General features: G+C 44.3%; 10 protein-coding genes. 3 read left to right on the top strand and 7 right to left on the bottom strand.

Annotated features, from left to right (window positions below; genetic code table 11):
- Positions 1 to 154: 154 nt before the first annotated feature.
- Positions 155 to 697 carry a hypothetical protein gene (locus ABWV76_RS03145; RefSeq protein ID WP_020415047.1) on the bottom strand — a complete coding sequence of 181 codons (543 nt, stop codon included), beginning with the start codon at positions 695 to 697 and terminating at the stop codon, positions 155 to 157.
- Between the two features lie 358 nt (positions 698 to 1,055).
- Here ABWV76_RS03145 and ABWV76_RS03140 point away from each other — a divergent pair, with 358 nt between their 5' ends.
- A complete protein-coding gene (locus tag ABWV76_RS03140) occupies positions 1,056 to 2,360 on the top strand; it encodes a patatin-like phospholipase family protein (protein WP_353375193.1) in 1,305 nt (434 codons plus the stop codon).
- Between the two features lie 48 nt (positions 2,361 to 2,408).
- Here the strand turns inward: ABWV76_RS03140 and ABWV76_RS03135 are convergent, their stop codons facing one another.
- Positions 2,409 to 4,088 (bottom strand): NAD-dependent malic enzyme, encoded by a 1,680-nt coding sequence (locus ABWV76_RS03135; protein WP_020415045.1) that lies wholly within the window; start codon positions 4,086 to 4,088, stop codon positions 2,409 to 2,411.
- Positions 4,089 to 4,371: 283 nt separating this feature from the next.
- On the opposite strand from ABWV76_RS03135, the gene ABWV76_RS03130 reads away from it, so the two are divergent.
- A complete protein-coding gene (locus tag ABWV76_RS03130) occupies positions 4,372 to 6,342 on the top strand; it encodes a DUF3604 domain-containing protein (RefSeq protein ID WP_353375192.1) in 1,971 nt (656 codons plus the stop codon).
- Positions 6,343 to 6,362: 20 nt separating this feature from the next.
- Here the strand turns inward: ABWV76_RS03130 and ABWV76_RS03125 are convergent, their stop codons facing one another.
- The 4 genes from ABWV76_RS03125 to ABWV76_RS03110 all read right to left on the bottom strand — a co-directional run bounded on the left by ABWV76_RS03125 (position 6,363) and on the right by ABWV76_RS03110 (position 10,730).
- Positions 6,363 to 6,818, bottom strand: a complete 456-nt coding sequence (locus tag ABWV76_RS03125) for a GyrI-like domain-containing protein (protein WP_020415042.1) — start codon at positions 6,816 to 6,818, stop codon at positions 6,363 to 6,365.
- Between the two features lie 68 nt (positions 6,819 to 6,886).
- On the bottom strand, positions 6,887 to 7,234 hold the full coding sequence (locus ABWV76_RS03120; protein ID WP_353375191.1) for a hypothetical protein: 348 nt from the start codon (positions 7,232 to 7,234) through the stop codon (positions 6,887 to 6,889).
- Positions 7,235 to 7,273: 39 nt separating this feature from the next.
- Entirely contained in the window at positions 7,274 to 7,654 is a 381-nt protein-coding gene (locus ABWV76_RS03115) for a SpoIIAA family protein (protein ID WP_020415040.1), read from the bottom strand.
- Positions 7,655 to 7,763: 109 nt separating this feature from the next.
- Complete coding sequence (locus tag ABWV76_RS03110) at positions 7,764 to 10,730, bottom strand: DUF3857 domain-containing transglutaminase family protein (RefSeq protein WP_353375190.1); 2,967 nt, start codon at positions 10,728 to 10,730, stop codon at positions 7,764 to 7,766.
- Between the two features lie 442 nt (positions 10,731 to 11,172).
- Between ABWV76_RS03110 and ABWV76_RS03105 the strand changes: the two genes are divergently transcribed.
- On the top strand, positions 11,173 to 11,400 hold the full coding sequence (locus ABWV76_RS03105; protein ID WP_353375189.1) for a hypothetical protein: 228 nt from the start codon (positions 11,173 to 11,175) through the stop codon (positions 11,398 to 11,400).
- A gap of 794 nt (positions 11,401 to 12,194) precedes the next feature.
- Here ABWV76_RS03105 and ABWV76_RS03100 read toward each other — a convergent pair.
- The gene (locus tag ABWV76_RS03100) at positions 12,195 to 15,017 is read right to left on the bottom strand and encodes a zinc dependent phospholipase C family protein (protein WP_020415036.1); all 2,823 of its coding nucleotides are present in this window, start codon (positions 15,015 to 15,017) and stop codon (positions 12,195 to 12,197) included.
- Positions 15,018 to 15,080: the final 63 nt, after the last annotated feature.

Genomic DNA, 15,080 nt, shown 5'->3' with positions numbered 1-15,080 from the left:
AAGTAATTACTCCCATAACTTGATGCCAAGTACAAAAATCGAATACCTAATGTACAATAAATCAGCAAACTGTGCTGTTTCCTGAGAGATAGCTTAGTGAATCGTCGAATTAAAATAACTTGCCCATATCGAAGAGATAAAAAAGGTCATATTATCAAGGCCTATCCATCCGATACCAGTAATTCGCGATAAAGCCCCGCTTATCTACTTGCAGCGCCTGTCGGGTAATTTCTGGAACGCTATTCTCACAGTGCCATTCATAGATAGTCACCCGCCCAGTTACAACTGCCGGTATAGATTTGGATGCAGGGTTGCTCTTACAGTAAGCAGTAATCGCTTCACTCGGCTCCTTCGAAGTGTTCGCCTTTTCCTTGCAGGGAAGATTGGCACCGATAAAACACGCATAGACTCCGCCATCCATACAACGCCAAAAGGTGCCCCCCGCAACCCAATCCCTTGGGGCGCCCGCAGAAATACCAGCCGCCAGGTAAATACCCGTTAACACCATCTGCGGTTTTGCGGGGCCTATATAGGGTTCTTCCGGGTTATCTGCGTTGACCACAACTCGACAATAAGCCACCGGATCATTAAAGGCCCCAAGATACTTTCCTTTATTTTGCGCTTCATCAGCCAAGCCCACAGCAGTAGCCAATAAAGGAAATACACATGCGGCTAAATACATCACCCATCGAAACATTCAATGACCTCAAATATGACCTGAAAGTAACAATAAAACCGTCAAGTTGCATATCACCAATAAGTATTGTTTGAGATAACTTCTAGTCGCCAAGGGTTACGACCAGTTATCAGTCGCTATTTAGCCAAGGTAGCATAATTACCCTTGACGTCGACCAACGGCTGAATCACCATCACTAAAAACAACTTTCCAAAAAATTGCCCACAAATGAATCAAGTAGTGCCTTGGTGGGAAAGCACGAAAAACAAACTGGATGCTATGGCGAATTTGATTCTGGGTGATACCCTGCCCCACTCTTTTAACCGATAATATTTTTAACTTTCGTATGGAATCGACCGTCACTTCAGGGAAAGATCATATGAGTAAAACAGCATGGGTGACCAGCGCCATCTCCCAAGCGGATACCCTTTGGCAAGATTCACGCAAATCGATCGAGGGTAAATCTTTTAGCGACGTGCAGGATTCTGACGGGCTCCAGTATGTGGATCTGGTGATGGAAGGCGGTGGCATGTTGGGGATTGCCCTGGTGGGCTACACCTATATCCTTGAGAAGGCTGGCATACGCTTTCGCAAGGTTGCGGGCACTTCTGCAGGTGCCATCAATGCGCTGTTTTTAGCCGCTGCCGGCACACCGGGCTCATGTAAGAGTGCAAAGTTACTGGATATTATGGCTAAGGCGGACTTTGCCAGCTTTGAAGACGGCGAACGTTTTGCGCGCAAAACAGTACAACGCCTGCTTAAAGGCAAAGGGCTTTTTAGTAGCCTGGCCCTGCATCCGTTCGATTCTCTACGAACCTGCAAGCAACTGTTGCGAGAAAAAGGCCTCAATCCTGGCGATGCTTTTACCCAATGGCTACAAGAGGAACTGCGCCAGCTGGGCATTACCAATACGGCACAACTCAACCAGCGTATCAATCAGTTTCCCACCCTTCACTACCGGGGGGAGCCCGATCCCATAGTAGGCAATGCAGAAGTCGCTTTGGTTGCGGCGGATATTACCACTGAAACACGAGCCGTATTCCCAGCCAAGGCACCGCTCTATTTTAGTAACCCGGATGCGGTGAATCCCGCCGAGTTCGTCCGGGCTTCCATGTCTGTGCCGGGCTTTTTCAAACCTTACACTGTGAAGGATATTCCCCAGCTGGATGAATGCAGTTCAGTGGCTGAGAACTGGCGCAGTATAAAAGGGATTGGCGATCCCCGGCTATTCTTTAAAAATGGTTTCCCTAAAGAGATTCAGTTTGTTGATGGCGGCCTGGTATCCAACTTCCCCTTTGATATCTTCCACAAGCCAGTCGGTACTCCCAAGCTACCCACTTTTGGTATCAAGCTGGAGGTGGACCACTACCAGCCCAAGTCTGACAAGGTGGGGCGCTTTGCCATGGGGCTAATCAATACCTGCCGTAATATGCTCGACAACCATGTGCGGGCAAGCCTGAATGCGGAGTACCACACACTGGTAAAAGAGATCGCTATAGAACCGATGACCAGCGGTGAGCACCCCCACTGGCTGGACTTCGCGATGCCAGGAAAACACTGTGAGCACTTGTTCTTATCGGGCGTTAGAGCTGCAATTGAGTTCTTAAGCAGCGGTTTCCAATGGGAGGATTATCTGGTTCTGCGCCAACCGGAAGTCTTCTTCTCGGGGGAGCAACTGGCTTAAAAGAAGAAAGCCGGGTAGAACTACCCGGCCAGGGCTGTTATTAAGTGGTCAGAAAGAACGACGGCGGTAACTGCGATAGTCGGCCTGCCAAAAGTTACGCTTGAGAGATTTCTCCAGATGCTCATGGCTCACTTTGGGCGCAACCCCATCGAGCTGTGCCTGGGCAGCCACAGCCCTGGCGATATCAATGCTCACCTCTCGAATATCATCCAAGTGTGGCAATAACGCGCCCTCCCCCTGCTTCACCACTGGCGCCTGCTCTGCCAGGGCATTGGAGGCTGCCATCAACATGCCGTCGGTAACCCGCGTGGCATTCGCGGCAATCACCCCAAGGCCAATACCCGGGAAAATATACACATTATTGCATTGGGCCACCGGGTGGTGATGCCCATCAATTTCCACTGCGGCAAATGGGCTGCCGGTAGCCACCAGCGCCTCTCCCTTGGTCCAGGTATATATTTCTGTAGGGGTCGCTTCAGCGCGGGAGGTGGGGTTTGACAGCGGCATCACCAGCGGGCGCTCATGGCCCTTCTGTAATGCCTCAATCACCTGCTGGCTAAATAAACCACCCTGTCCGGATACGCCAATAAGAATACTCGGCTTTACCTTGCTAATCAGGCTTTGCAGGTCTGATTCGGCTGCCCCATCCAAGATATCCGGAGACTGGGCCAGTGCAGCCTGGAAATCGTGTAGCCCCTTCATATCAGAGGTTACCAACCCATAGCGATCGAACATAAAAATGCGCGAGCGCGCATCTGCATCGCTAAGGCCAGCCTGCACCATGGCGGACACTACCTGCTCGGCAATTCCACAACCGGCGGAACCGGCACCCACAATCAGAACCCGCTGGGCCGTTAATGGCTCCTGCCAGGTTTTGCAGGCGGCCAGAATGGTCCCCAGAGTGACAGCGGCGGTGCCTTGGATATCATCATTGAAACAGCAGATTTGATCCCTGTAGCGTTGCAACAGTGGCATGGCATTGGTCTGGGCAAAATCCTCAAACTGTACCAGCACCTTGGGCCAGCGACGCTTTACCGCCTCAATAAACTGCTCTAAGAACTCATCATATTCCTCTTGGGAAATGCGCTCATGACGCCAGCCCATATACATGGGGTCGCCGAGGAGGGTGCGATTATTGGTGCCAACATCCAGGGTGACGGGAAGTGTATAAGCCGGGCTGATACCACCACAGGCTGTGTACAGGGATAGTTTTCCGATAGGAATACCCATTCCACCAATACCCTGATCGCCAAGACCGAGGATACGCTCACCATCGGTCACTACGATAACCTTGACGTTTTCCTTGGTAGCGCTTCGCAAAATATCATCAATATATTCACGGTCTGGGTAAGAGACAAACAGACCGCGATGATTGCGGTAAATGTTAGAAAATTCCTCACAGGCTGCCCCTACGGTGGGCGTATAGATGATCGGCAGCATCTCATCAATATGATGCTCAATCAGGTAAAAGAACAGGGTTTCATTATCGTCCTGAATCCCTCGCAGATATATGTGCTTGTCCAGCCCCGTCTTACATTGCTGGTACTGTAGATAAGCGCGCCGAGCCTGCTCCTCAATCGTTTCGACATTATTTGGCAGAAGCCCGGCCAGGTTGAATTCAAGTCTCTCCTCTAAAGTGAAGGCACTACCTTTATTCAACAGTGGCATCTCCAACAGGGAGGGACCGGCGTGGGGGATATAGAGTGGACGCTTTTCGTTGTTGCTCATAAACCTGCTTTAAGTCTGATACGGCAGATGGAGTAAATTGCGCTCAGCTTTTGCAATCTGACTAAATTAACTAATGCGGGTCAGGATTGTGCGCAAACCTGCCAATCCAGTGGGGCATGGAAGACTATCCATTGTTCCGCGATATAACAAGACCCACCCTTCGGCCTACCCGCCCCTAAAAAAACGCCGCTCAACTATGCTAGCTGTATTTTCACCTAAGGAGGCGGTACCGAAATCAATATCGGCGCCACTCATTTTCTGCCCAGGCAATGGAGCGCCCGGCATGCAAATAAAAAAACTGCAAAGTATTCTGATCGCCCTGTCAGTCGCGTCAGGCCTATATAGCTGCGGAAAAAATAATGGTGAAGTTGAGGAGCAACCTAATAAAAAGAACGAACAAGTCTCACAGGAAAAAAATCAGCGTGAGGTGCTTACCGCCATGGCACCGGAGATCAAAGCAGAGATAGAGGCCCAGGAAAGTTCTGACAAACGTATCGCACGCAATGTCTATTTTGGCGATACACATGTCCATACTGGCTGGTCTGTCGACGCGGGGTTGGACGGCGCAATACTCACCCCGGACGATGCTTATCAGTTTGCGCTGGGAAAGGAAGTTACTTCCAACAGCGGACTCAAAGCAAAATTAAACCGACCTTATGATTGGTTTATGATCACCGATCACTCCGACGGCATGGGCGTTATTAGTGAGATAGTCGCTGGCAACCCGGAGATGATGTCCGACCCCACCCTTAAACGCTGGCACGATGCTCTCGCCTCCGGCAGCGAGGAAGCCACCAATAATGCCAAGAGCGAGGTCATTGTTCTCCAGTCCCAAGGCAAACTCCCCAAACAGGTAATGGATCCCAAGTGGATGCGTACCGCTTGGGAGAGAACCGTTGACGCCGCAGAGCGCTATTACAAACCCGGTGAGTTCACTACTTTTATTGCTTTCGAGTGGACGGTCAATGCCGATGGCGGTGATAACCTGCATCGCAACGTCATATTTCGCGATGGAGCCGATCGCACCAAATCACTGATGCCATTGACTACTTTCGACACCCAGAACCCGGTAAAACTCTGGGAATGGATGAAGGCTTATGAGGATAAAACTGGTGGGCGAGTATTAGCGATTCCACACAACGGCAATATGTCCAATGGGCGCATGTTTATCGAGAAGCAGTTTGACGGCTCTCCCCTAACTCCAGAGTGGGCTCGGCTTCGTGCGCGCTATGAGCCACTCTATGAACTTGTTCAGGTAAAAGGGCAGAGTGAGTCTCACCCTGCCCTTTCTCCCGAGGATGAATTCGCTAATTGGGACCTTTGGGACCGCGGTAACCTAATCCTGAAACCCAAACCTCCCGGTGCCTTACAGTACGAGTATTGGCGCGAGGCTCTCAAATCCGGACTGCGCTTGGAGAAAGCCCTGGGCACCAACCCTTTTCAATACGGTGCCAATGCAGGTACAGACACTCACACAGGCCTCTCCACTCCTGATCAGGATAATTTCTACGGCAAGTTCAAAACCCTGGAACCCAGTAATAAACAACGCTGGGCCTTTCCCTTATTGAAAGGGGTCGGTGGCGAGTACTTTGGATGGGAGCAAGCCGCTTCGGGCATCACTGGTGTATGGGCTAGAGAGAATACCCGCGAAGCCATCTGGGATGCAATGAACCGCAAGGAGACCTTCGCCACCACAGGTCCCCGGATTTCCGTGCGCTTCTTTGGCGGTTATGACTATACGGATGCAGATATCAAAGGAGACATAGTGGCGAATGGCTATAAAAAAGGGGTACCGATGGGGCAAAAGCTGCCTCCCGCCACCGAGGAGCAAAAAGCGACCTTTCTTGTAGCTGTATTGAAAGACCCTCAAGGAGCTAACTTAGACCGAGTACAAATCATTAAAGGTTGGCTGGATGACAACGGGCTCACCAGGGAAAAGATCTTTAATGTAAAGTGGTCCGGTGGGCGCAAAATAGACAGTGCCGGTAAGATTCCACCTGTAGGCAACACCGTTGATCTGGACACAGCCAAATACTCGAACACTATTGGCGAACCCCAGCTGATTGGGCTTTTCAAAGACCCGGAGTTTAACCCCAAGCAAAGCGCTGTCTACTATCTGCGCGCCCTTGAAATACCGACACCTCGCTGGACGCTCTACGATAAGGTGCGTTTTGGCATTGATATGGACGAGAAGGTGCCCCTCATTCAGCAAGGGCGCGCCTTCAGCTCACCAATCTGGTACTCGCCGCAGTAAGCATCGAAAAGATTGCATTACTATTTGATAGAAATAGCAATCTTAACTTCGTTAGGGCTTGCATAGTGCTCAAAATCAGTAGTGTAAGCTCGCTCATGAGGGCAGTCCGGTGCTGAGAAATGACCCCACACTTCCCCCCAGAGATCGATAACTGCCTGGGGCATCTCACCCTGTGCGCCAAATACAAGGTACTTGCCTGGCTCTATATGAACTGTTTTAAAGTCTTCTGACATCTCCGTAGAAAGCATGTCGGAGCAGGCAAAGACATCAAACAAGCCCGTGTGGTCTGACTCATAGTTGGTATACACACCATACACCTTGGGAGTGCCACGCAATTTTGGTGCAGCTTCTGCGCCAAACTTATCCCAAAGGGGGGTAATCTTTGCAGTGCCCGGATCTGCCTCATTGGCATTCTTGGTTCTTGTACTAAGCCCCACAAGATCAAAACCTTCAATCTGCTCAACAACCATAGCCATTCCGGATTATCCTCATTATTAATATCGTTAGCATAACAACCTACCGTGAACCTCAGTAGATCGCAATCTTACTGGCTTCGAACATCTATATGTCGAATGATTCCCCTATCGACAATTACAAACTCCACGCCAGACATTTTGACAGTTTCACCCTCTTGAGTAGTGCCCTCAAAGTCAAAATCAAAACGAATAATGCCGGATTTAACCTCATCCACTTTATTTACAATCCATTCTAACTTGCTATAAGAGCCATGATGGACCCTTTGCATCACCATAATATCTTTCACACCCAGATAGAGTGCGCCATCTCGCGCACAGAATGTGGAAGACTGATCAAATAGATTTTCTATCTCGACAAAATTACTCTGATTTGAAAGGTCAAAGTAATATTTTGCCAATTCTAATGCCTCTGACATAAACTCACCGTCTTACAAGAATGAAAACTAAGCTATAAATTAATCATCAGTAGGTGCATACTGCATTAAAAAATGTACCGCATCTGTGTGCTGGTTTGGAGAAAAGCACTTCATATCAATACCTCGAAACAGCTTATCCTCAACACCTACAACTTTCTTAAGCCACTCTTTATCAGTCAAAATCGCCACGGCGCATATATTTGAGATGCCAACCTCAAATAGGTACTTGAACTTCTCTACAACTGCCGAAAACTCCAGGCCATCGAATGACTCTATTTCTTCGTAAATTGTGATCTTTTCATATTTCTCCCCAAGGGCTTTCATCTGGTCAAATGCCTCAGAAATATCACTTTCAGTAATATCTCCAGATATTTTGAATGCAAGGGCATTAGGTATACCGATATCAATGGTTGTAATCATTTGTTTATTCCTAATTTGAGGTCAGCAATGTCCGAACCCTTAAACCGGGATAGATAGCGGCCAGCCTCTTAAACTTAAAGCTATCTACCACCTTTTCGTTAAAAAATAATTACTGAATAGACTGCCATTGTGCTTTCAGGGCATTGACAAATAGTTTATCCCTACCATCTACGCCAGAAACATAGAGGATGAAGTCACTACCATCCTTCCTAAGGATGGTGACCGTAGTATTATCCTCCAAGCCCCCCCATTCAACCTGGATATCTTCTACTTTGTCATAAGTCGCCACTTCTTTCTGTAATACCCCTTCCTCTTTCCAATAAGAAAATACATGACGTTGAGTGAAGCCGTTCCCATCATCTCTCACAAATAAAAGGGCATCACTATAAAAATATTCAACTTCATCTTTTGGTTTTATTATCCCCTGTCTTTGCATAAACTTAATGTTATCAGCCGAAATTTCGCTGCCATCTATTACCGCTTCGCTCGGAGTCAACCCAACTTCGCCTCCTATTTGAATCACATATAGAGGCAGGCCAAGTAAAATCAATAGAACATGCCTAATACCCCAACGGGAATTATTTATCTCTGCAGATGATTTGGCACCATTAACAAAAATCATATAATTTGCTAGAGGCAATATAGCTAATGCACTTATCAGCAAGGATAGCAAGACATAATCTGTAATATGTCCTAAAATCGACGAGACTAGAAAGATTATAGCCAATAGGATTGCCAATTTTTTACCAGGCAAGTGAGAAACACCAAAACGGTCTACGCTATCCTCTTTTAGATTGTTCCAAAGGGGGAAATACCAAAATTCGTTAAATATCCCTCTGGCAACCGGCATGATTGCGCTGTTCTCCTGTACCCGAATATACTTAAAATTCCTATAGAACCAATAGACACCAAATAATCCAAAAGTAAAAATCCACATCGCTATCAACTTACCTAGAGAAACTGGGTAATAAATCGCGTCTTGTTTAACTGGATTTTTCCACCTTTCATAACGCCACATAAAAATAAGCAGCACATAGAAAGATGCATATATATAAATAAATGTGGCGACAGACAACTGAGACACCAACCCCCCTTCGACCTCATTTACTATAGAAGAATTTGTATACCGTTTGTAGACACCATAGCTCAAGTGATTTTCTACCCTTTCAATTGCCTCAATGTAAGACTCGTAATCTTCAGCCTTAACATGATCAATCTTGCTTTGGTATGAATACTCTAACCTCAGTTTTTTAGTGGCTTCCTGATAATCAACGGTATTCTTGAAGTGGAAAAATTTGTTATCTTCCTCAAAAAACTCATTATCAAAGGACCAATCATCCCCTTCAAAGTTGACTTCGATGATCTGCTCGATTAGCTCCGGATACAATAATTCTAGAGGGTGCCGCCTATTCCTATCATCATATTTTGAAATCGCCGAACTGACAATATTTGCATAAAAATCAACTTCATACCGCTCTCTTTCAGGCTTATTCTCCCAGAACTCTTCAATCCTATATTGCTCGGCATAAGAAAAAATATTCCTCTCAAGATCATCTTCAAATTCAACTATAGTTTCAACTTCAATACCAGGATAATAGCCTTCAAAAAATTCCAGATATCCATTCTGAATTGAGTCTCGCCCATTACTCGCTAAGCCTCGCCTTTGTCTTTCAGCATTCCATCCATAATTAACAGTCTTTGACTTAAATGCTACAGAGCCTTCAGTAGGAATATTGAACTCATCCTTTACAAACACACCAAATTTTGCAAAAGTCGGGTGCATTTCTGTTAAGTTATCGACGCCAGGTCTTAGTACGAGTGCTTTTCCATAGTCTGGTTGGTGGATTGTATCTAAAGCACCATGCTGATAGCTTCTAGTCGGGTCTACCCAGTACTCTTTACCCTCAAACTCAAAATAGGTAATGACATGATCAAAGGATCTGACACTAGGGATTTTATTCTTTAACTTTGACTCCGTATTAACTAACGCAGGATAACCTATAACTCCTAACTCTTTTAGTAGAGTAAGAAATAGTACGGTTTTATCTTTACAGTCACCATAGCGGTTTCTTAATGTCTCACTCGCCAATCTGGGCTTATGCGAATTTTCCCCCAACTCTATTCCTAAATAACGCACCTCATCCTGAACAAACTTTAGTGCAGCCGATATCTGGGAACCCTTATCTGATGAGTTTGATTTTATATTATCTGCTAGCTTCGAGATATCTTCATTAATATGATATACATCCTCATACAACCCTCTCCCCCAAATACCAACATCTTCCCATGTCTCAGACTCACTAAAGTAAACAGCCCCCCATGGACTAAACCAGGAGGGAGTATCATCATCAGACTTCAAAGGGTCAATTTTACTATCCTGTAAAATAAACTCATTGGCATCACCTAGATTCCGTCGTTTTAATTCTAAATCACTATTTACGATCGAGTACTGGAGAGGATTTGGCTTTTCCCAAAGTATGCGAAGAAAATGACTTTCTAATGGAACAGACCAGTTAAGATTGAAACTATAAGCAAATAGCCCTTGATAGACAGGGTTCATTCCCGAGCGAGTATAGCTATACTCTACAACATCCCCTACCCTAATGTCATCCAGAAGAATATTTAATGTTATTTGGCCACTATAAATCAATTCACTCATTTCTTCTTCACGCTGTATGTAATCCATACGCGCTGTATTGATTTTATTTAACACTTCTCCATTTCGTATAACATTAATAGAGTGCAGAACTACTTTTTGATAGACAGGATCATAGTTAATGCTAATCTGCGAACTCTCATCTACTCCCTCTTGATTAATAATGTTTTCAGCCATCCGGAAGAAATAATCTGGCGCCTTCTCCTCACCCACCTTAACTTGTGTATCTAACAGCAAGTAATGAACTCCATTCTGAATTTTGTCATTTGGAGTCTTACTTACTTCAGGAATAACTACATTTGTTACCCATCCTGGTACAGGTGAGGTTGCAACTTCCTCCTCAGCCCAAATTTTTCCAGCCCCACTCAACAAACAACCAATTAAAACCACTTTTACTAACGAAACAATTCTAATATTCATCTTTCTTTTTAAAGTGTAAAAATACTCACCAACAAAAACGACAACAAATCTACTACCAACTCAAAGTTATTGTTCTCACTACCACTCAAAAGCAGCCTGAAATACCGCCTCACCTGGAACTAAAATACCAACTACCACCCACTTAAGTTGACATCTTCGATTAAAGTATTATCGATTTCCAATCGAATACGGAAAAAACCTTAAACAACATGGTCGACCTCTTATGTTTGCAATAAAACAAATACCACGTAATTTATCATCTCTAAATTAAAAAATATACTTTTTAACTTCTCGAAACCATCCACAACTGTAATAATTATTCAAAAATTGAATATATCCAGATTATATATGCACACAAGCATCTCTATTAATAAGTAGCAACCCTAAACTGAAATGCCCAGACATATTTCTATCGGTAAAAACAGTTCAGGATTCTGAGGTGATGACTTTGAAACTTGTATTTCTACCCGGCCTGGATGGCACTGACATCTTATTTAACGACCTGATAAAAGCACTTCCCAAGACACTAAATTACGAGGCAATTTACCTCCCAGAATTAGAAGGACAAGACTGCTCAGAACAAGCAGTATCACTAGAAAAAATGACAAAGGAAGAAATCCTTTTTCTGGTTGTGGAGTTCTATTCCGGCAGGTTAGCCTATGAGCTATGAAAATTAACAGAGAATAGAGTAAAAGAGATTGTCTTTATTGTCAGCTTTGTCTCACCACCATCAGCCATATCCAGATTTTCTAAATGGCTGTCAGTTTGAATTATGAAACCCAACTTCGTAGGCCGATTGATAGTCAACTTCTCAGGCTTCAATGATTATGACACAGACGAAAAATCTCAGCAGCTTTTTCAGTCGTTGAAGCAAACGAATACAGATATACTAAAACAACGATTTATAAATATTACAAAAATAGACACACCAATTCGAAAATTCAGCATAGCTTCGGTTTATATCCGCCCTGTGAATGACTATTTAGTAGTCAAAGAGACTAATTAAAACTTTGAGCTTTCTATTAGAGTCCCTGGAGGTTATTAGTTTGCCAGGCGGACATTTTATCTCGCAGTCTAAGTCAGTTGAATGCGCAGGGATTATAGAACTTACTGCTTATTTAGCACTCAATACCAACAATCACTACTTGTCAGGGTGATAATTGGCACGGCTTCAAAAACTACTAATTTCGCCCATCTATTACTCACATGAGAGTGCTCCTAAATTTTATTAGCAATTAGCGCCAAAGCAATTGTATCGATCTGATTACCAATACACTTAGAGCCAACAAGAAAATATATGTACTTTTTGAAAAAAATTTTACAGGTATTTAGGCAGGCAATTCCTGCCTAAATAAAGTAGATAAGATTTAATAGAAAGGCCCCATTAGAAAAATGCTCTTAGGGGCCTTTCTATCCTACACTCCTCGACTCACCAATAAGGTGATACAAAAGAGGTCAACCTTATTAGGGCATGGCGCATTGACGATCTGGATATGGGAAGCTCTCATTCAGTGTTCTGTAAGAAGAGCCTGCATCAAGAATCCAATCAAAACCTATCACAGTAGGATTGGTTACTCCAGCGGTTAACGGTCCCTTAAACAAACCATCAAACAAATCATTTTTTGCACGCCAGTCTTTCCATAGCACAAAACCTGATGATGTAGAGAAGTTATCAAAGAAACGGTATTTGTCCTCACTCCCAATAGATCTTGGTAACGGTGGTGCACACAACATCCATTGATGATTACCGTCGATGCTTTTGAAGGCACCAGCAACAAGATTATCAGCGCTTAATCCATTAAAAATAGACTCGCTCAAACCTTGAGTCCTGGCTAATGCTTTCAGCCCCTCCGTATCCAGCAAGGCTAGTTTCGCCAAAGTAATGGCATTTGCTACTACTGGATACTCACTCACACTGTAGTCGCCATTACCATCCAGGCGCATCTCTGCTGTGACTCGATAAGCCATATCTGGGATTTTAACCAAATGCTGAGTATTGGATTCATTTTTCGAATACCAGGTATTCAGCGCAGTATCGGTCATGGGTGCATCAAGCAGGTCGAGTAACTCCTTGAATTCGGTGGGCAGCACATCTTCCACCTCTTCAATCGCATACTCCTTTACCTCCCCTTTTAACCCATCAATTGCCTTTCGGAGCTCTTCTCTGGCATTGCGTACCGTAAGAGGAATTGGCGCATTATCAAGAACCGTCAAAACATCAGACAGGGAATCGATCATACTATCGACATTTTGCCAAATATCACAAACTTGCGATGGTACCCCAATAAAAGTTGGGCCATAACAATATACCCAATCAGTTAAAGGATCTACACTACTAGCATTCTTATCCATGGTATTTACCATCATGGTAGCGGTAGTGCGTGTATATTCCAACATTGCAACATCAACCCCTGATTTCCACATCTCAAATTTGGACTGGATCGGGCTAACATTACTATTCAGAAGCTGCAAAAGATCGATGGCGGCATCTGCAATGGCATGCAGATTTTTCTGTGCTTTTTGCATTTCCGCATGAGCTTCTCTAGCATCCTCAATATTTTGTTTAGCCAAATCATTGGCTTCTTCTTCTAGATCATGAATAACTTTAAGCGCTGCATATTCGCTGGCGTGAACAGTCTTTGCAAGGCTCTCGCATACATCTACATCATCTGAGATGAGCTTATCAGCCTGCATACTGATTATCATTTTTTCTGATTCCGCCTCACGAACCCAAAAATGATCTACAACATTGTGATCTAAAGATACACGCATCTTCCAATCATATTTTTTGTCATTAATAAGAGGAATAAAAATATTACTTGATGCAATAGGAATAAATGGTGCCTGAGTGTTTTCTCGTGCTAAATTCAAAACATCTGTAACACCATCAATCATATATGTTAGATGTCTAGGGTATCTACTATTAAAGGGGACTTCGCTCTCTATTTTTCTATGCTGCTCATAGAGGTATTGGTCTGAGAAAAGTTGATGTGCTGAAATATCAAAATCTCTCGCATACCAGTGCTCATCACCATCACCATCAAATAGACTCCCCGGGTTCAAAGCTAACTTTACCAGGTCCTCTACACCATCAACACCCAACATGTTAGCAATAGGATCAAGGTCAATTGACTTGTCAATCAGACCAGCGGGGTCAATTGTTTTAAGGGCAAACTCACAACCTTTTGCCGTTACTTCTGTGCGCCAGTCCAGCTGAGCCTTCTCTAACTCATGCTTTTTGTTGACTAGCTTGGTATGTGAGCTTTGCACCTTATCTAAGGCATCTGCTACCCCATCAAAGCCACGCCCCTCAAAATCAAGCCTGTACTTTAGTAAGTTATTACTTATTGATTGAGCTTTATCGATACCTATATTAACTTCATCAATAAAATCATTGGCAATGTTATTCAAATCACTAGCCATTGACTCTGGCATCTCATAACCAGTCCAATCCTTAATAAGGTATTGGGTTACCCATACATCAATGGTGTGCCAATAGCCATTTGCATCAATTGCCTGGTTATATAGCTGTTCCCTGAACTTTGAAATTGAAGCCAAGTGAGATGCCAGGGGGTTTTTTCCATACTGTTCTGTTGGAATATCAGCATAAATAAGCTTGTCTCGAAGAAACTCAAACAGCTCATCATCATTGAGATCAATTCTTTGGTGAGGCTCACCGAGGATCTTTCCGAGGTGATCACGCAGAATAGGTACCCTGGAATCAATATAAGATTCAAGAGCTATATGGCGCTTTTCATTTAAACTTTCACCATCAAAAATAGCAAAAATATCACCCGAGTACTGGTTTACATAGGTGTGAGCGAATACATCCGCTGAGGCATGCCCGAGGTATCCATAGATATAAGCTTTTCCTATATTAGAGGTGTCCTTCTGGGTCAGCAAGTACTTTAGCCAATCGTCTGTGTTATAACGCGTGCTATCCTCTTGAACTATCGCATCACCAGCCTCATTTTTATCCAGTGCTCCAGGGTGAACGCTGGTCTGCCCAACTACAAAATCGGGAGAAGCATCGGGCCCAATATTGCCAAGCAGATAAGCGGACTGATTCTTCAGAATCGCTGAAGAAACATCATCTGGAACATCGATATCATAGTAATTATTATTGATTTCAAAAGTCAGCTTGCCATCATCAGCAAGATCATTGATTACTTGTTGACCAACAAATACATGACTCTTTAACTTAAAAGCCCAGCTCTGATTAGTTGCCAACAACCCCAAAAGAAGGCAGGCAAACTGCCCCCCTATCCCCTTTTTTCTAGCAAACATCCGATATACTTCTTAATGATAAAAGAAGGATTGTATCAAGCTTAGGATCTTATATATAGTTAA

The organism is Microbulbifer sp. NBRC 101763 (assembly GCF_040371615.1).
Classification (GTDB): Bacteria; Pseudomonadota; Gammaproteobacteria; order Pseudomonadales; family Cellvibrionaceae; genus Microbulbifer; species Microbulbifer variabilis.
The sequence above is the reverse complement of the archived record's forward strand: the minus strand, read 5'-3'. Positions and strand labels throughout refer to the sequence as shown.